The sequence below is a fragment of the Pseudomonas sp. B12(2026) genome, assembly GCF_057767015.1.
Window position 1 is genome coordinate 522,836 of the sequence record NZ_CM173430.1, and the last position, 16,904, is coordinate 539,739.

The 16,904-nt window shown below is 68.3% G+C and carries 13 protein-coding genes; 12 read left to right on the forward strand and 1 reads right to left on the reverse strand.

All coding sequences use genetic code 11. From position 1 onward, the window contains the following. Positions 1-153 precede the first annotated feature (153 nt). The 10 genes from bioB (at position 154) to AC3B6A_RS02525 (ending at position 12,597) form a co-directional block, all read left to right on the forward strand. Positions 154-1,212: a biotin synthase BioB gene (bioB, locus tag AC3B6A_RS02480; protein ID WP_488400772.1), complete on the forward strand. Its 1,059-nt coding sequence runs from the start codon at positions 154-156 to the stop codon at positions 1,210-1,212. A 133-nt stretch (positions 1,213-1,345) separates the two neighbouring features. Then, on the forward strand, positions 1,346-2,551 hold the full coding sequence (gene bioF, locus AC3B6A_RS02485) for an 8-amino-7-oxononanoate synthase (protein WP_488400773.1): 1,206 nt from the start codon (positions 1,346-1,348) through the stop codon (positions 2,549-2,551). Beyond that, entirely contained in the window at positions 2,544-3,269 is a 726-nt protein-coding gene (locus AC3B6A_RS02490; RefSeq protein ID WP_488400774.1) for an alpha/beta fold hydrolase, read from the forward strand. Before bioF ends, AC3B6A_RS02490 begins: the two co-directional genes overlap by 8 nt. Beyond that, positions 3,262-4,065: a malonyl-ACP O-methyltransferase BioC gene (gene bioC, locus AC3B6A_RS02495; protein WP_488400775.1), complete on the forward strand. Its 804-nt coding sequence runs from the start codon at positions 3,262-3,264 to the stop codon at positions 4,063-4,065. The genes AC3B6A_RS02490 and bioC overlap by 8 nt, the downstream gene beginning before the upstream one ends. A 93-nt stretch (positions 4,066-4,158) precedes the next feature. Beyond that, entirely contained in the window at positions 4,159-4,842 is a 684-nt protein-coding gene (gene bioD, locus AC3B6A_RS02500) for a dethiobiotin synthase (protein WP_488400776.1), read from the forward strand. A 73-nt stretch (positions 4,843-4,915) separates the two neighbouring features. Continuing rightward, a complete protein-coding gene (locus AC3B6A_RS02505) occupies positions 4,916-5,146 on the forward strand; it encodes a hypothetical protein (RefSeq protein WP_488400777.1) in 231 nt (76 codons plus the stop codon). Positions 5,147-5,453: 307 nt separating this feature from the next. After that, on the forward strand, positions 5,454-7,259 hold the full coding sequence (locus AC3B6A_RS02510; protein ID WP_488400778.1) for a phenylacyl-CoA dehydrogenase: 1,806 nt from the start codon (positions 5,454-5,456) through the stop codon (positions 7,257-7,259). Between the two features lie 151 nt (positions 7,260-7,410). Further along, a complete protein-coding gene (locus AC3B6A_RS02515; protein ID WP_488400779.1) occupies positions 7,411-8,691 on the forward strand; it encodes a GGDEF domain-containing protein in 1,281 nt (426 codons plus the stop codon). 123 nt (positions 8,692-8,814) lie between these two features. Beyond that, positions 8,815-10,611, forward strand: a complete 1,797-nt coding sequence (locus tag AC3B6A_RS02520; protein ID WP_488400780.1) for an acyl-CoA dehydrogenase C-terminal domain-containing protein — start codon at positions 8,815-8,817, stop codon at positions 10,609-10,611. A gap of 207 nt (positions 10,612-10,818) precedes the next feature. Continuing rightward, on the forward strand, positions 10,819-12,597 hold the full coding sequence (locus AC3B6A_RS02525; protein WP_488400781.1) for an acyl-CoA dehydrogenase C-terminal domain-containing protein: 1,779 nt from the start codon (positions 10,819-10,821) through the stop codon (positions 12,595-12,597). 441 nt (positions 12,598-13,038) lie between these two features. On the opposite strand, the gene AC3B6A_RS02530 is transcribed toward AC3B6A_RS02525, so the two are convergent. Further along, the gene (locus AC3B6A_RS02530) at positions 13,039-13,917 is read right to left on the reverse strand and encodes a LysR family transcriptional regulator (RefSeq protein WP_488400782.1); all 879 of its coding nucleotides are present in this window, start codon (positions 13,915-13,917) and stop codon (positions 13,039-13,041) included. Positions 13,918-14,017: 100 nt separating this feature from the next. Between AC3B6A_RS02530 and AC3B6A_RS02535 the strand changes: the two genes are divergently transcribed. Together AC3B6A_RS02535 and AC3B6A_RS02540 are read left to right on the forward strand one after the other, a co-directional pair. Continuing rightward, positions 14,018-14,716: an MOSC domain-containing protein gene (locus AC3B6A_RS02535; protein WP_488400783.1), complete on the forward strand. Its 699-nt coding sequence runs from the start codon at positions 14,018-14,020 to the stop codon at positions 14,714-14,716. Positions 14,717-14,921: 205 nt separating this feature from the next. Then, a complete protein-coding gene (locus AC3B6A_RS02540; protein WP_488400784.1) occupies positions 14,922-16,895 on the forward strand; it encodes a PhoX family protein in 1,974 nt (657 codons plus the stop codon). Positions 16,896-16,904 lie beyond the last annotated feature (9 nt).

Sequence of the window (16,904 nt, forward strand, 5' to 3'; positions counted from 1 at the left end):
ATCATTTGTCGACCTGTATCGCATCGCTGGTTGACAGCGTCACAGCTCCCAATATGATGCCTTTAGCCTGAATCCAGGTGGCGTGCCGCCCCGATTCTGAAATGAACAGCCTGACAAGAAGGCGCCCTCGACAGCGTCGAAAGGAAATCCTCCATGAGTGCCACCGCAGCCCACGTAACCCGCCACGACTGGACCCTTGCCGAAGTCCGCGCCCTGTTCGAACAGCCCTTCAACGACCTGCTGTTCCAGGCGCAGACCGTGCACCGCGCGCACTTCGATCCGAACCGCGTGCAGGTTTCCACCCTGCTGTCGATCAAGACCGGCGCCTGCCCGGAAGACTGCAAATATTGCCCGCAGTCCGGCCATTACAACACCGGCCTGGACAAGGAAAAGCTGATGGAAGTGCAGAAGGTGCTGGAGGCGGCGGCGGAGGCCAAGGCCATCGGCTCCACCCGCTTCTGCATGGGCGCGGCGTGGAAGCACCCGTCGGCCAAGGACATGCCCTACGTGCTGGAGATGGTCAAGGGCGTGAAGCGCCTCGGCCTGGAAACCTGCATGACCCTCGGCAAGCTGACCCAGGAGCAGACCCTGGCGCTGGCCGAAGCGGGCCTGGACTACTACAACCACAACCTCGATACGTCGCCGGAGTTCTACGGCAACATCATCACCACCCGCACCTACGGCGAGCGCCTGCAGACCCTGGCCTACGTGCGCGAGGCGGGGATGAAGATCTGCTCCGGCGGCATTCTCGGCATGGGCGAGTCGCTGGACGACCGCGCCGGCCTGCTGATCCAGCTGGCCAACCTGCCCGAGCACCCGGAATCGGTGCCGATCAACATGCTGGTCAAGGTCAAGGGCACCCCGCTGGCCGAGGAGAAGGACGTCGATCCGTTCGACTTCATCCGCACCCTGGCCGTGGCCCGGATCCTCATGCCGAAATCCCACGTGCGCCTGTCCGCCGGCCGCGAGCAGATGAACGAGCAGATGCAGGCCCTGGCCTTCATGGCCGGCGCCAACTCGATCTTCTACGGCGAGAAGCTGCTGACCACCGCCAACCCGCAGGCGGAGAAGGACATGCAGCTGTTCGCGCGCCTGGGCATCAAGCCCGAGGAACGCGAGGAGCACGCCGACGAAGTGCACCAGGCCGCCATCGAGCAGGCGCTGGTGGAACAACGCGATTCCCAGCTGTTCTACAACGCGGCTTCGGCCTGATCTGCTTTTCTTGTAGGAGCGAGCTTGCTCGCGAACCGTCCAGTACTCCGAGCCATCGGGGAGTGACGTTCGCGAGCAAGCTCGCTTCTACAGGCTCTCCACCCGGAGGGCCGCCGCCGATTCGGGGTTGCGTATGTCTTTCGATCTCACCGCCCGCCTTGCCCAGCGCAGGGCGGACGACCTCTACCGCCAGCGTCCGCTGCTGCAGAGCCCGCAGGGGCCGGACGTGGTCATCGATGGCCAGCCGATGCTGGCCTTCTGCTCCAACGATTACCTGGGCCTGGCCAGTCACCCCGAGGTGATCGCCGCAATGCGCGCCGGCGCCGAGCGCTGGGGTGTGGGCGGTGGCGCCTCGCACCTGGTCAACGGCCACTGCGGCCCGCACCACGAGCTGGAGCTGGCGCTCGCCGAGTTCACCGGCCGCCCGCGCGCGCTGCTGTTCTCCACCGGCTACATGGCCAATATCGGCGCCGTCACCGCCCTGGTGGGCAAGGGCGACAGCGTGCTGGAGGACCGCCTCAACCACGCCTCGCTGCTGGATGCCGGCCTGCTCTCCGGCGCGCGCTTCTCGCGCTACCTGCACAACGACGCCGCCAGCCTCGCCGCGCGCCTGGACAAGGCCGAAGGCAGCACCCTGGTGGTGACCGACGGCGTGTTCAGCATGGACGGCGATCTCGCCGACCTGCCCGCCCTTTGCGCGACGGCGCGGAAGCAGGGCGCCTGGGTGATGGTCGATGACGCCCACGGCTTCGGCCCGCTGGGCGCCAACGGCGGCGGCATCGTCGAGCACTTCGGCTTGGGGCTCGACGACGTGCCCGTGCTGGTCGGCACCCTCGGCAAGGCCTTCGGCACCGCCGGCGCCTTCGTCGCCGGCAGCGAGGAGCTGATCGAGACGCTGATCCAGTTCGCCCGGCCCTACATCTACACCACCAGCCAGCCGCCCGCCGTGGCCTGCGCCACGCTGAAGAGCCTGGAGCTGCTGCGCGCCGAAAGCTGGCGCCGCGAGCACCTGAACACCCTGATCGCCCGCTTCCGCGCCGGTGCCGAGGCCCTCGGCCTGCGCCTGATGGACAGCCCGACGCCGATCCAGCCGATCCTCATCGGCGGCAGCCGCCAGGCCATGGCCCTGGCGGGGACGCTGCGCGAGCGCGGCATCCTGGTCGGCGCCATCCGCCCGCCCACCGTGCCGGCCGGCACCGCGCGCCTGCGCGTGACGCTCTCCGCGCTGCACAGCGAGGCCCAGGTCGACCGCCTGCTGGTGGCGCTGGCCGAAGGCTGGCAGCGGGTGTCGTCCAGCCTGCTGGCAGAAATCGATGCCGAGGAGGGCGACGATGCGTGACCAACTGATCCTGCTGCCCGGCTGGGGCCTGGGCAGCGCGCCGCTGGAGCCGCTGCGCGATGCGCTGCTGGAGCAGGCGCCGCACCTGAACGTGCAGATCGAGCCGCTGCCGACCGACGCCGACCCGGGCGTCTGGCTTGACGAGCTGGACGACAACGTCCCCCACGACGTCTGGATCGCCGGCTGGTCGCTGGGCGGCATGCTCGCCGCCGAGCTGGCGGCGCGCCGTGGCGAGTCCTGCCGGGGGCTGATCACCCTGGCCGCCAACCCCTGCTTCCGCCGCCGCGAGGACTGGTCCGAGGCCATGGCGGGCGAGGTGTTCGAGGACTTCTTCGAGGCCTTCCTGCTGGAGCCGCAGCTGGTGCGCAAGCGCTTCACCCTGCTGGTCAGCCAGGGCGCGCGCGACGCCCGCACCCTGGCGCGGCAGCTGCAAGTGGCGCTGCCGCAGCTGGACGTCGAAGGCCTGACCGCCGGCCTGCAACTGCTCGGCCAGCTCGATACCCGCGCCGCCCTGGGCCGCTACCCTGGCCCGCAGCTGCACCTGTTCGCCGGCAACGACGCGCTGGTGCCGGCCGGCGCCGCCGACGCCCTGCTGGAATGGCTGCCGGACGTCGAGGTGGTGCAGGTGCCTGGCGCCAGCCACGGCCTGCCGCTGGAGCAGCCGGACGAAGTGGCCGGCGCGATCCTCCGATTCATCCACGAGGGCGACGATGCCTGAACGCCGTTCGAGCGCGCTGCCTGACAAGCGTCAGGTGGCCGCTTCCTTCTCCCGCGCCGCAGCGACCTACGATGCGGTGGCCGACCTGCAACGCGCGGTCGGCGGCCGCCTGCTGGAGCTGCTGCCGGAAGCCGCGCCGCAGCGCTGGATCGACCTGGGCTGCGGCACCGGGCATTTCACCCGGGCACTGGCGGCGCGTTATCCACAGGCGCCGGGGCTGGCCGTCGACATCGCCGAAGGCATGCTGCGCCATGCCCGCGAGCAGGGCGGCGCGGAACATTTCATCGGTGGCGATGCCGAGCACCTGCCGCTGCGCGACGGGGCCGGCGACCTGCTGTTCTCCAGCCTGGCGCTGCAATGGTGCGCCGACCTGCCGGCGGTGCTGGGCGAGGCGCGCCGCGTGCTGCGCCCCGGCGGCGTGCTGGCCTTCAGCAGCCTGTGCATCGGCACCCTGGGCGAACTGCGGAACGCCTGGGAGGCGGTGGATGGCTTCGTCCATGTGAACCGCTTCCGCGCCTTCGAGGACTACCAGCGGCACTGCGCCGCCAGCGGGCTGGAGGTGCTGGAGCTGCGCGCCGAGGACCGCGTCCTGCATTTCCCCGGCCTGCGCAGCCTGACCCATGAACTCAAGGCGCTCGGCGCGCACAACCTCAACCCCGGCCGGCCCGGCGGGCTGACCGGACGCGAGCGGGTGCGCGCGCTGATCGCCGCCTATGAACGGTTCCGGCAGCCCCAGGGGCTGCCGGCGACCTACCGGGTGGTCTATGCCGTCCTGCGCAAACCGTTTTCCCTGTAGGAGCGGACCTTGTCCGCGAGCATTCCAGAGGATTCGCCGGAAAAGCATCGCGGAGAAGCTCCGCTCCTGCATAGAAAGAGCACCGAGGTGATCATGCCCAACGCCTATTTCATCACCGGCACCGACACCGAAGTCGGCAAGACCACCATCGCCGCCGGCCTGCTCCATGCGGCGCGGCTGGCCGGGTTGTCCACGGCGGCGTCCAAGCCGGTGGCCTCCGGCTGCGAACGGACGCCCGAGGGGCTGCGCAACGGCGACGCGCTGGCCCTGCTGGCTGAATGCAGCCTGCCGCTGGCCTACGACCAGGTGAACCCCTTCGCCTTCGAACCGGCCATCGCCCCGCACCTCGCCGCGCGGGAGCGTGGGGTGAAGCTGAATGTCGCCGCGCTGAGCGGCCCGGTGCGCTCGGTGCTGGCGCTTGGCGCCGAGTTCAGCGTGGTGGAAGGCGCCGGCGGCTGGCGGGTGCCTCTGTCGGGGGAGGAGAGCCTGTCGGACCTGGCGATCGCCCTCGACCTGCCGGTGATCCTGGTGGTCGGCGTGCGCCTGGGCTGCATCAACCATGCGGTGCTCAGCGCCGAGGCGATCCAGCGCGACGGCCTGCAATTGGCCGGCTGGGTGGCGAACATCGTCGATCCGCACACCTCGCGCCTGGAGGAGAACCTCGCGACCCTCGCCGAACGCCTGCCGGCGCCCTGCGTCGGCCGCGTGCCGCGGCTGGCGCCGGCGACACCGGCGACCGTCGCCGCGCACCTGGACCTGAGCATCCTCGACCTGTAACGGCATCTGGCCTGGCGCGCGGAAGTCTGCTTGAATGATGGCTATTGGCCGCTTCTGGTTTGGGAGACCCCTGATGGAAATCTCCGGTAATGCATTCGCCGCGGGCCTGGGCTCGGTCCAGGCCGGCCAGCGCCGCGTCGACCAGGCCGGCGCCGGGATCGCCGCTGCCGGCACCGCCTCCAGCGATGCCCTGGCGGACCATCTGATCGATCTGCGCCGCGGCCAGCACGAGGTCGAGGCCGGCGCCAAGGTCATCCAGGCCGCCGACGAAACGCTCGGCACGCTCATCGACATCCGCGCCTGACGGTCAGCTCACTCCGCTATTTTCTTCCCGCCCCGCCGGCTGTCCTCGCGACACGCCGGCCGCTCTGCCATGGGCTTTAATCAACAGCAGGACGGTGGCGCGAAAGCGTCCGGCGGGTAGCCCTGCGGGCGTGACCGGGCGGTCGGTCTGGGTGCTTGACAAGGGTAGGGCGTAAACGTATGTTTCAAACGCCTGTTTGACTGTCGGGAAGCCCGCGCGCACCGACTGGGCGGCCGGGAACGATCCCGCACTGCGACCGCAACGACCGGTCGCCCATTAACCAGAACCCTTCGTAGAGGTTACCGCTATGCCTGATTACAAGGCCCCCTTGCGTGATATCCGTTTCGTTCGCGACGAGCTGCTGGGCTACGAAGCACACTACCAGAACCTGCCGGGTGCCCAGGACGCCACCCCGGACATGGTCAATGCCATCCTCGAGGAGGGTGCGAAGTTCTGCGAACAGGTGATCGCTCCGCTGAACCGCGTCGGCGACCTGGAAGGCTGCAAGTGGAGCCCGGAAGGCGTGAAGACCCCGACCGGCTTCAAGGAAGCCTACCAGCAGTTCGTCGAAGGCGGCTGGCCGAGCCTGGCCCATGACGTCGAGCACGGCGGCCAAGGTCTGCCCGAATCCCTCGGCATGGCCATCAGCGAGATGGTCGGCCAGGCCAACTGGTCCTGGGGCATGTACCCGGGCCTGTCCCACGGCGCCATGAACACCCTGAGCGCCCACGGCACCCCGGAGCAGCAGCACACCTACCTGACCAAGCTGGTTTCCGGCGAGTGGACCGGCACCATGTGCCTGACCGAGCCGCATTGCGGCACCGACCTGGGCATGCTGCGCACCAAGGCCGAGCCGCAGGCCGACGGCACCTACAAGGTCACCGGCACCAAGATCTTCATCTCCGCCGGCGAACACGACATGGCCGGCAACATCGTCCACATCGTGCTGGCCCGCCTGCCCGACGCCCCGCAGGGCACCAAGGGCATCTCGCTGTTCATCGTGCCGAAGTTCCTGCCCAATGCCGAAGGCGGCGTGGGCGAGCGCAACGCCGTGTCCTGTGGCTCCATCGAGCACAAGATGGGCATCCACGGCAACGCCACCTGCGTGATGAACTTCGACGCCGCCACCGGCTTCCTGATCGGCCCGCCGAACAAGGGCCTGAACTGCATGTTCACCTTCATGAACACCGCTCGCCTGGGTACCGCCCTGCAGGGCCTGGCCCACGCCGAAGTCGGCTTCCAGGGTGGCATCGCCTACGCCCGCGAGCGTCTGCAGATGCGTTCGCTGACCGGCCCGAAAGCACCGGAGAAGCCCGCCGACCCGATCATCGTGCACCCGGACGTGCGCCGCATGCTGCTGACCGCCAAGGCGTTCGCCGAAGGCAACCGCGCCATGCTGTACTTCGCCGCCAAGCAGGTGGACATCGTCCAGCGCAGCCAGGACGAAGAGCAGAAGAAAGCCGCTGACGCGATGCTGGCCTTCCTCACGCCGATCGCCAAGGCGTTCATGACCGAAGTGGGCTTCGAAGCCGCCAACCACGGCGTGCAGATCTACGGCGGCCACGGCTTCATCGCCGAGCACGGCATGGAACAGAACGTCCGCGACAGCCGTATCTCCATGCTGTACGAAGGCACCACCGGCGTTCAGGCCCTGGACCTGCTGGGCCGCAAGATCCTCATGACCCAGGGCGAAGCGCTCAAGGGCTTCACCAAGATCGTGCACAAGTTCTGCCAGGCCAACGAAGCCAACGACGCCGTGAAGGAATTCGTCGCACCGCTGGCCGCGCTGAACAAGGAGTGGGGCGAGCTGACCATGAAGGTCGGCATGGCCGCCATGAAGGACCGCGAGGAAGTCGGTGCCGCGTCGGTGGACTACCTGATGTACTCCGGCTACGCCTGCCTGGCCTACTTCTGGGCCGACATGGCGCGCCTGGCCGCCGAGAAGCTGGCTGCCGGTACCAGCGAAGAGGCCTTCTACCAGGCCAAGCTGAAGACCGCGCGCTTCTACTTCCAGCGCATCCTGCCGCGCACCCGCGCGCACGTCGGTTCGATGCTGTCCGGTGCGAGCAACCTGATGGACATGGCCGAGGAAGATTTCGCCCTCGGTTACTGATCCGGCCCCGCTCGCTGATCGTCGAAGGAGCCCGCCGCAAGGCGGGCTTTTTCGTGTCCGCCGCCACACAAATATTTTCGGAAGGTGCCATTATTAGGCCACTTTCCGGCCGGCTGATCCCGCGTCCGGCGCCAACGCTTCGGAACCCCCTGTGCGACCCACGGCCCCCTACCGGCTCAGCCACTTCCTCACGCCCCTGCTGCTGATCCCGGCCGGCATCGCCGCCGGTTCCCTGGACGGACTGTCCGAATTCTTCACCTCGCTGTTCAACGTCCTGCCGACCCTGTCGCTGCTGCTCGGCGGCGCCCTGTGCATGGTCTACGGCCGCCAGCGCCAGCTGTTCATGCTGGTGGTGGTGTATGTCGCCTACTTCCTGCTCGATACCCAGGTCGACTACTTCCGCGCCCAGCACGTGACGCGGCCGGACGCGGCGCTGGTGTTCCACCTGTGCAGCGTGCTGCTGCCGCTGCTCTACGGCATGTACGGCATCTGGCAGGAGCGCATGCACCTGCTGCAGGACCTGCTGGCCCGCGGCGCCGTCCTGCTGATCGTGGCGACGGTGGCGACCGCGCTGGCGCAGCGCTTTCCGCAGGGCCTGGCGGAACTGCTCAGCGACGTCTACTGGCCGGCGCTGCATGGCCGCTGGATGAGCCTGGCGCAGCTGTCCTACTGCGGCTTCGGCCTCGCCTTCGTCGCCCTGGCCGCCGCCTACCTGCGCCAGCCGCGCCCGCTGCACGCCGCGCAACTGGCGGGGCTGCTCGGCCTGCTGTGGATGCTGCCGAAGGTGTTCATCCTGCCCCACGCGCTCACCGTGATGACCAGCCTGGTGATGCTCACCCTGGCCGGCGCCGTGGCCCACGAGGCGTACCAGATGGCCTTCCGCGACGAGCTCACCGGTCTGCCCGGGCGCCGCGCGCTGAACGAGCGTTTCCAGCGCCTGGGCCAGCAGTACGTGCTGGCGATGGTCGACGTGGACCACTTCAAGAAATTCAACGACAGCCACGGCCACGACGTCGGCGACCAGGTGCTGCGCATGGTCGCCGGACAGTTGCGGCGCACCGGCGGGGGCGGCAAGGCGTACCGCTACGGCGGCGAGGAATTCACCCTGGTGTTCTCCGGCAAGTCGGTGGAGCAGTGCCTGCCGCACCTGGAGGCGGTACGGCAGGCCATCGAACAGTACGCGATGCACCTGCGCGACAGCGGCAGCCGGCCCAGGGACGACCGCCAGGGGCGCGGCAGGCGAGGCGGCAAGGCCGCCCGGACGGTCTCGGTGACCATCAGCGTCGGCGTCGCCGAGCGCGACGGCGAGCGGCGCAGTCCGGAAGAGGTCATCAAGGGCGCCGACGAGGCGCTCTACTCGGCCAAGAGCGGCGGGCGCAACCGCGTGGCCGTGCACGGGCAGGCGCGCCGGGGCGCGGTGCGCACCGCCTGAGCCGCCGCGGACGGTTATGACCGCGCATTCAGCGCGTGCAGCGTGATTGTCCGCGCCTGCGGGCGCCGTTAGGTTCGAGGTTTCCGCGCCGCGCTGGCGCCCCGAACCGAACGGAGATTCGCGATGCCCGAGTACAAGGCCCCCCTGCGCGACGTGCGCTTCCTCACCGACGAAGTCTTCGACTTCACCGGCCGCTACGCAGCCCTCGGCGCCACCGACGCCACCCCGGACATGTTCGCCGCCATCCTCGACGAGGGCGCCAAGTTCTGCGAGCAGGTCATCGCCCCGCTGAACCGTTCCGGCGACGAGGAAGGCTGCCACTTCGACAACGGCGTGGTGACCACGCCCAAGGGCTTCAAGGAAGCCTTCGCGCAGTACGTCGAGGCCGGCTGGAACGGCGTCTCCAGCGACCCGGCCTACGGCGGCCAGGGCCTGCCGCCGTCCCTCGGCCTGCTGGTCAGCGAGATGATCGGCGCGTCCAACTGCTCCTGGGGCATGTACCCCGGCCTGACCAAGGGCGCCATGGCGGCCATCCACGCCCACGGCAGCGAGGAGCAGAAGAGCACCTACCTGCCGCGCATGACCAGCGCCGTCTGGACCGGCACCATGTGCCTGACCGAACCGCACTGCGGCACCGACCTCGGCATCATCAAGACCCGCGCCGTGCCCAACGCCGACGGCAGCTACGCGATCACCGGCACCAAGATCTTCATCTCCGCCGGCGAGCACGACATGAGCGAGAACATCATCCACCTGGTGCTGGCCAAGCTGCCCGACGCGCCGGCCGGCACCCGCGGCATCTCGCTGTTCATCGTGCCGAAGTTCCTCGTCGCTGCGCACGGCGAGGCCGGCGCGCGCAACGCCGTGGCCTGCGGCTCCATCGAACACAAGATGGGCATCAAGGCCTCGGCCACCTGCGTGATGAACTTCGACGGCGCGACCGGCTACCTGATCGGCGAGGCCAACAAGGGCCTGGCCTGCATGTTCACCATGATGAACCACGCGCGCCTGGGCACCGGCATGCAGGGCCTCTGCCTCGGCGAGACCAGCTACCAGGGTGCGGTGCGCTACGCCCGGGACCGCCTGCAGATGCGCTCGCTGACCGGCCCGAAGGCGCCGGAAAAGCCGGCCGACCCGATCATCGTCCACCCGGACGTGCGCCGCATGCTGCTGACCATGAAGGCGTTCAACGAAGGCAACCGCGCGCTGGCCTACTTCACCGCGCAGCTGCTGGACATCGAGCACCTCTCCGACGACGCCGAGGAGCGCGAGCGCGCCGCCAGCCTGCTGGCCTTCCTCACGCCGATCTGCAAGGCGTTCATGACCGAGACGGGGCTCGAAGTCACCAACATCGGCATGCAGGTGTTCGGCGGCCACGGCTTCATCCGCGAGTGGGGCATGGAGCAGCTGGTGCGCGACTGCCGCATCGCGCCGATCTACGAGGGCACCAACGGCATCCAGGCGCTGGACCTGCTCGGCCGCAAGGTCCTTGGCAGCCAGGGCAAGCTGCTGATGGGCTTCACCAAGCTGGTCCACCAGCTCTGCCAGCAGCACGCCGGGCACCCGCAGCTGAAGGCCCAGGTCGCCCAGTTGGCGGCGCTGAACAAACAGTGGGGCGAACTGACCCAGAAGGTCGGCCTGGCCGCGATGAAGAACCCCGACGAAGTCGGCGCCGCCTCGGTGGACTACCTGATGTTCTCCGGCTACGTCACCCTCGGCTACTTCTGGCTGCGCATGGCCCTGGTCGCCCAGCAGAAGCGGGAGGAGGGCGCCGGCGAGGCGGCCTACTACGAAGCCAAGCTGGCCACCGCCGAGTTCTACTTCAGCCGCCTGCTGCCCCGCGCGCGGGCCCACGTGGCGGCGGCGGAAGCCGGTTCCGAGGTGCTGATGCGCCTGTCGGCCGAGCAGTTCGCCCTGTAATCCCCGCGCCAGAGCCGGAGGCCCGCCCCGCGCGGGCCTCCGCGTTTGCACTACAAATCGTGACCAATCTATAGTTGAACGGTCACATCATGACGCTTAATGTCTTGAAAGTTGTTGGAGTAAACTCCGGCGGCGTACCTTCGTGTACCTCCTATTCTGATACCGCTGGCTGGCTGATCAGCCGTCGTTTTCGTTCGAGGATTCATCATGGCTGACTACAAAGCTCCCCTGCGCGACATGCAATTCGTCCTCAATGAGGTCTTCGAGGTCGCCAAACTCTGGGCCGAACTGCCGGCCCTGGCCGAGACCGTCGACGCCGAGACCGCGTCCGCGATCCTCGAAGAGGCCGGCAAGGTCACCGGCGGCGTGATCGCCCCGCTGAACCGCAGCGGCGACGAGGAAGGCTGCAGCTGGAGCGCCGCCGGCGTGAAGACCCCGGCCGGCTTCCCCGAGGCCTACCGCACCTACGCCGAAGGCGGCTGGGTGGGCGTGGGCGGCGCGCCGGAATTCGGCGGCATGGGCATGCCGAAAGTGATCTCCGCGCAGGTCGAGGAAATGGTCAACTCGGCCAACCTGTCCTTCGGCCTCTACCCGATGCTGACCGCCGGCGCCTGCCTGTCGCTGAACGCCCACGCCAGCGAAGAACTCAAGGCCAAGTACCTGCCGAACATGTACGCCGGCGTCTGGACCGGCTCCATGTGCCTGACCGAGCCGCACGCCGGCACCGACCTGGGCATCATCCGCACCAAGGCCGAACCGCAGGCTGACGGCAGCTACAGGATTTCCGGCACCAAGATCTTCATCACCGGCGGCGAACACGACCTGGCCGAGAACATCATCCACCTGGTGCTGGCCAAGCTGCCCGACGCGCCGGCCGGCTCCAAGGGCATCTCGCTGTTCCTGGTGCCCAAGGTGATGGTCAACGACGACGGCTCCCTGGGCGAGCGCAACGCCGTGTCCTGCGGCTCCATCGAGCACAAGATGGGCATCAAGGCCTCGGCCACCTGCGTGATGAACTTCGACGGCGCCACCGGCTGGATCGTCGACGCGCCGAACAAGGGCCTGGCCGCCATGTTCACCATGATGAACTACGAGCGCCTGGGCGTCGGCATCCAGGGCCTGGCCACCGGCGAGCGCTCCTACCAGAGCGCCGTGGAATACGCCCGCGAGCGCATCCAGAGCCGCGCGCCGACCGGCCCGGTGGCGAAAGACAAGGCCGCCGACCCGATCATCGTCCACCCCGACGTGCGCCGCATGCTGCTCACCATGAAGGCGCTGAACGAAGGCGGCCGCGCCTTCTCCAGCTACGTCGCCATGCAGCTGGACACCGCCAAGTACAGCGAAGAACCCGCCACCCGCAAGCGCGCCGAGGAACTGGTCGCCCTGCTGACCCCGGTGGCCAAGGCCTTCCTCACCGACATGGGCCTGGAAACCACCGTCCACGGCCAGCAGGTCTTCGGCGGCCACGGCTTCATCCGCGAGTGGGGCCAGGAGCAGCTGGTGCGCGACTGCCGCATCACCCAGATCTACGAAGGCACCAACGGCATCCAGGCGCTGGACCTGATGGGCCGCAAGATCGTCGGCAGCGGCGGCGCCTACGCCAGGCTGTTCACCGACGAGATCCGCGCCTTCAGCGCCTCGGCCTCCGCCGAGCTGGCCGAGTTCACCGCGCCGCTGAACGCCGCAGTGCAGAACCTGGACGAGCTGACCGCCTGGGTTCTGGACCGCGCCAAGGGCAATCCCAACGAGATCGGCGCCGCGTCGGTCGAGTACCTGCAGGTCTTCGGCTATACCGCCTACGCCTACATGTGGGCGCTGATGGCCCGTGCCTCGCTGGGCAAGGAAGGCCAGGACGAGTTCTACGCCAGCAAGCTCGGCACCGCGCGCTTCTACTTCGCCCGCCTGCTGCCGCGCATCCACTCCCTGAGCGCCTCGGTGAAGGCCGGTAGCGAATCGCTGTACCTGCTGGACGCCGCGCAGTTCTAAGCGCCACGAAAAAAGCCCCGCTCCGGCGGGGCTTTTCTTATGGCGGGTCATGCCGTTTCGTAACCGGACTATCACGAATTTGTGTAAGCCTAGGCTTACAAACGCTGGTGGTGATCGGCGTCTGTCTGAAACCTCCTGACGCGGTTAACCTTATTTCCAGTCAGGACATTGCGCAGGAAGCGCCAACGACAACACGGAAATCAGGGAATCCACCACGGACGGTGGCCAGCACGGACGTCAGGATATCGGTCTGCAAAACCCCGCTTCGAAAGAAGCGGGGTTTTTTCTTGCCTGCGATTCCTGTCCAGCGCGGCGGCCGCTCTCGTAGGAGCGGAGCTTCTCCGCGATCACCGCGATAGCGGTGCAACATCCAACCGCCGGCCTGACGGCCGGATTCGCGGATGAGATCCGCTCCTACAAGAGCCTCTCGGCAGGAGGCCGTCACACCGCCCCATCCAGCAACGACCGCAGCAGGTCCACCGTCGGCAGCTGGCGTTGCGCATCGCGGTAGACCAGCCCCACGCTCAGCGGAATGCGCGGCTCGCTCAGCGGCTTCCACAGCAGGTCCGGATGCCCGTTCATCTGCCGTGCGCGGCCGGGCAGCACGGTGGCGAAGCGGCTCTGCGGCAGGCTGTCGAGGATGCCGCTCATGTGGTTCAGCTCGGCCTGCACCCTTGGCCGCCGGCCGATGGCCGCGAGTTGCTCCTGCCAGATCTGCCGGCCGCGGAACTCCTCGCCCAGCAGCAGCATCGGCAACTCCGCGGCCTGGGCCAGCGAGACTTTCCTGAAGTCCTTCAGCGGATGATCCGCCGGGATCACCAGCTGCAACTCGTCCTGGTATAGCTCGACGCCATGCAGCGCCGGCTGGCGCGGCGGCAGGAAGCCGATGCCGATATCCAGCTGGCCGGCCAGCAGGCGCCGTTCGATCTCCACCCCCGACAATTCGTAGATGCGCACCTGCACATGCGGTCGCGCGGCATGCAGGCGCTCCACCAGGCGCGGCACCAGGGTGGCGTTGACCGTCTGCAGCACGCCGATGGTCAGGCTGCGCGGACTCTGCCCGCGGAAGCCGCGCAACGCCTCGCGGGCGCGCTCCAGGCCCTCCAGCAGCGGCACCGCGTGGTTGTACAGGGTATGCGCGGCGGCGGTCGGCAGCAGGCGCTTGCCGCTGCGCTGGAACAGCGCCACCTCGAGGTTCTGCTCCAGCTGGCGGATCTGCTGCGACAGCGCCGGCTGGGAAATCGCCAGGCGTTCGGCGGCGCGCCCGACGTGGCCCTCCTCGTAGAGTGCGACGAAATAGCGGAGCTGGCGAAAATCCATAAGGTCTGCTTATCAACGAAACTGGAAAATCGAAATGGATAGTCGGCTATCCAGGCCACTACTCTAGCGCTTGTCCGCTGTCTCAGATGGGTAGACAAAGGTGGAAAGCATCGTCATCCAGGGCGTTTTCATAGGCAAAGTCGAAGAAAGCTGGGGAGGTCTGCTCAGCGACATCGACAAGCTCGAAGCGCACCAGGAAGTCTGGCTCGGCGCCGAAGGGCTGCCGGGGGACGCACGGGCCGACCTGCGCCGCGACGGCGGCCTGGACCGCGCACTGCACCATTACCCGGCCGAGCACTACCGCCACTGGCGCAAGCAGCATCCGCAGACGCGCTGGCGACAGCCGGCCTTCGGCGAGAACCTGTCGACCTTCGGCCTCAACGAACATGAGGTGTGCATCGGCGACCTGTTCCGCTGGGGCGAGGCGCTGATCGAAGTGAGCCAGCCGCGCTCGCCGAGCTATCGCCTGGCGCGCCGCTGGAACCTGCCCGAGCTGCCTTTCGAGGTGCAGGAGCAGGGGCGCTGCGGCTGGTTCTACCGGGTCCGTCGTTCCGGCATGGTCGCCGCCGACGCGCCGCTGGAACTGGTGCAGCGACACTACCCGCAACTGAGCGTGTCGAGCCTGCTGGACTGGTACTTCGGCCATCCGCTGGAGCGCACCGGACTGCGCCTGATGATGGCCTGCGACGCGCTCTCCCTGCGCTGGCGCAAGACCGCCGCGCAACGCCTCACCAGTGGCGTGGTTGAAGACTGGACGGCCCGCCTGGCGGGCCCCGAATGCCTGGAACGGAGCGCCTGAACCGCGCTGTTCCGCAAACGCCCTCGCGCCCGCCTCCGGACGTCGTCTTGGTCCTGTGGGGCGGCTTTTATTCCCGCCGCCGGCCCCGCAACGGGGCCGGCGGCGCTGTCATGCCGACGTAACACCGCGTTCCTAACCTTCCGCGAATATCCTTTATTGGCAACCCGGGCCGTCGCGTCGACGGCCGTGCGGAAGGAACCCCGTGATGAGCGAACGTTTCCAGGATTTCCACGACCGACTGGCCGGCTTCGATGACCGGACGATCAACCCGTCCGGCAACGTGCCGATGAGCGAACTGATCGACGCCTCGCGCCGCCGCCTGCTGAAGAACAGCCTGGTGCTCGGCGCGGTCGGCTTCCTCGGCGGTGGCCTGTTCCCCGGCCGCCAACTGTTCGCCGCCGAGGCCCCGGTGCCCACCACGCTGCTCGGCTTCAAGGGCGTGCCGGTGCAGCAGGACCCGAAGTTCGACCGCGTGATCGTCGCCGAGGGCTACAGCGCCCGGCCGTTCTTCTCCTGGGGCGATGCCGTGGTGACCGGCTCGCCGGCCTGGAAGGGCGACGCCAGCGAGGACTGGAAGGCCCAGGAGCTGCAGGCCGGCGACAACCACGACGGCATGCACTACTTCCCCTTCCCGGACGCGCCGGACAGCCACGGCCTGCTGGTGGTCAACCACGAGTACATCAACCCGACGCTGCACCCCAAGGGGCAGACCTTCGAGGACCGCCCGGACGGCAGCCGCGGCCGCCCGGAAGCCGAGGTGCGCAAGGAGATCGCCGCCCACGGCCTGAGCGTGATCGAGGTGAAGAAGGACGCCAGCGGCCAGTGGCAGCGCGTCGAGGGTTCGACCTACAACCGTCGCATCACCGGCAGCTCGCCGCTGGACCTGGCAGGCCCGCTGGCCGGCAACGACCTGCTGCGTACCGCCAGCGACCCCGAGGCGAAACAGGTGCTCGGCACCCTGAACAACTGCTCCATGGGCGTCACGCCCTGGGGCACCTACCTCGCCTGCGAGGAGAACTGGCACCAGTACTTCGTCAACCGCGACAAGGACGACTACGCCAAGCGTGTTTCACACAAGCGCTACGGCCTGTCCAACGGCCAGTTCAGCAATTACTACGCCTGGGAAGCGGTGGACGAGCGCTTCGACGCCACGCCCAGGGCCGGCCAGCCCCACGGCGGCCACGTCAACGAGCCGAACCGCTTCGGCTGGGTGGTGGAGATCGACCCGTTCGACCCGCAGTCGACGCCGAAGAAGCGTACCGCCGTCGGCCGCTTCTGCCGCGAGTGCTCGACCCTGTCGCTGGGCGCGGACAAGCGCATGGCCTTCTACTACGGCGACGACACCAAGGGCGAGTACATCTACAAGTTCGTCCCGGCCGGCAGGTTCAACCCCGACGACCGCGCCGCCAACCGCGACCTGCTGGACGAAGGCGTCCTCTACGTCGCCCAGTTCAGCGACGATGGCAGCGGCCGCTGGCTGCCACTGGTGCACGGGCAGAACGGCCTGACCGCCGAGAACGGCTTCGCCAGCCAGGCCGAGGTGCTGGTCAACGCCCGCGCCGCCGCCGACAAGCTCGGCGCCACGCCCATGGATCGACCCGAGTGGGTCGCGGTGCAGCAGAGCACCCGCGAGGTCTACGTCAGCCTCACCAACAACGATTCGCGCGGCAAGAAGCAGCCGCTGAACGCCGCCAACCCGCGCAAGGAAAACCTCCACGGGCAGATCCTGCGCTGGAACGAAGCCGGCGGCGACCCGACCGCCACCACCTTCCAGTGGGACATCTTCCTGCTGGCCGGCGAGCAGAAGGGCTCCGGCGCGCCGGAGAACCTGGTCGGCAGCATCAACGGCGACATCTTCTCCTCGCCGGACGGCCTGTACTTCGACACCGCCGGCCGCCTGTGGATCGAGACCGACTACGACGACGCCGAGCAACCCATGCAGCCCATGGGCTGCAACCAGCTGCTCTGCGCCGACCCGCACAGCCGCGAGGTGCGGCGCTTCCTGGTCGGCCCGCGCGGCTGCGAGCTGACCGGCATCACCCAGACCCCGGACGGCAGGACGCTGTGGGTGAACATCCAGCACCCGGGCATCAGCTTCCCTGCCAGCGACGGCAAGAGCATCCCGCGCTCCACGACGCTGGTGATCACCAAGGATGATGGGGGTGTGATCGGGACGTGATGCCCGCTA

Coding starts and splice junctions, on each gene's coding strand:
- bioB (WP_488400772.1), top strand. CDS start 154: ATGAGTGCCACCGCAGCCCACGTAACCCGCCACGACTGGACCCTTGCC.
- bioF (WP_488400773.1), top strand. CDS start 1,346: ATGTCTTTCGATCTCACCGCCCGCCTTGCCCAGCGCAGGGCGGACGAC.
- AC3B6A_RS02490 (WP_488400774.1), top strand. CDS start 2,544: ATGCGTGACCAACTGATCCTGCTGCCCGGCTGGGGCCTGGGCAGCGCG.
- bioC (WP_488400775.1), top strand. CDS start 3,262: ATGCCTGAACGCCGTTCGAGCGCGCTGCCTGACAAGCGTCAGGTGGCC.
- bioD (WP_488400776.1), top strand. CDS start 4,159: ATGCCCAACGCCTATTTCATCACCGGCACCGACACCGAAGTCGGCAAG.
- AC3B6A_RS02505 (WP_488400777.1), top strand. CDS start 4,916: ATGGAAATCTCCGGTAATGCATTCGCCGCGGGCCTGGGCTCGGTCCAG.
- AC3B6A_RS02510 (WP_488400778.1), top strand. CDS start 5,454: ATGCCTGATTACAAGGCCCCCTTGCGTGATATCCGTTTCGTTCGCGAC.
- AC3B6A_RS02520 (WP_488400780.1), top strand. CDS start 8,815: ATGCCCGAGTACAAGGCCCCCCTGCGCGACGTGCGCTTCCTCACCGAC.
- AC3B6A_RS02525 (WP_488400781.1), top strand. CDS start 10,819: ATGGCTGACTACAAAGCTCCCCTGCGCGACATGCAATTCGTCCTCAAT.
- AC3B6A_RS02530 (WP_488400782.1), bottom strand. CDS start 13,917: ATGGATTTTCGCCAGCTCCGCTATTTCGTCGCACTCTACGAGGAGGGC.
- AC3B6A_RS02540 (WP_488400784.1), top strand. CDS start 14,922: ATGAGCGAACGTTTCCAGGATTTCCACGACCGACTGGCCGGCTTCGAT.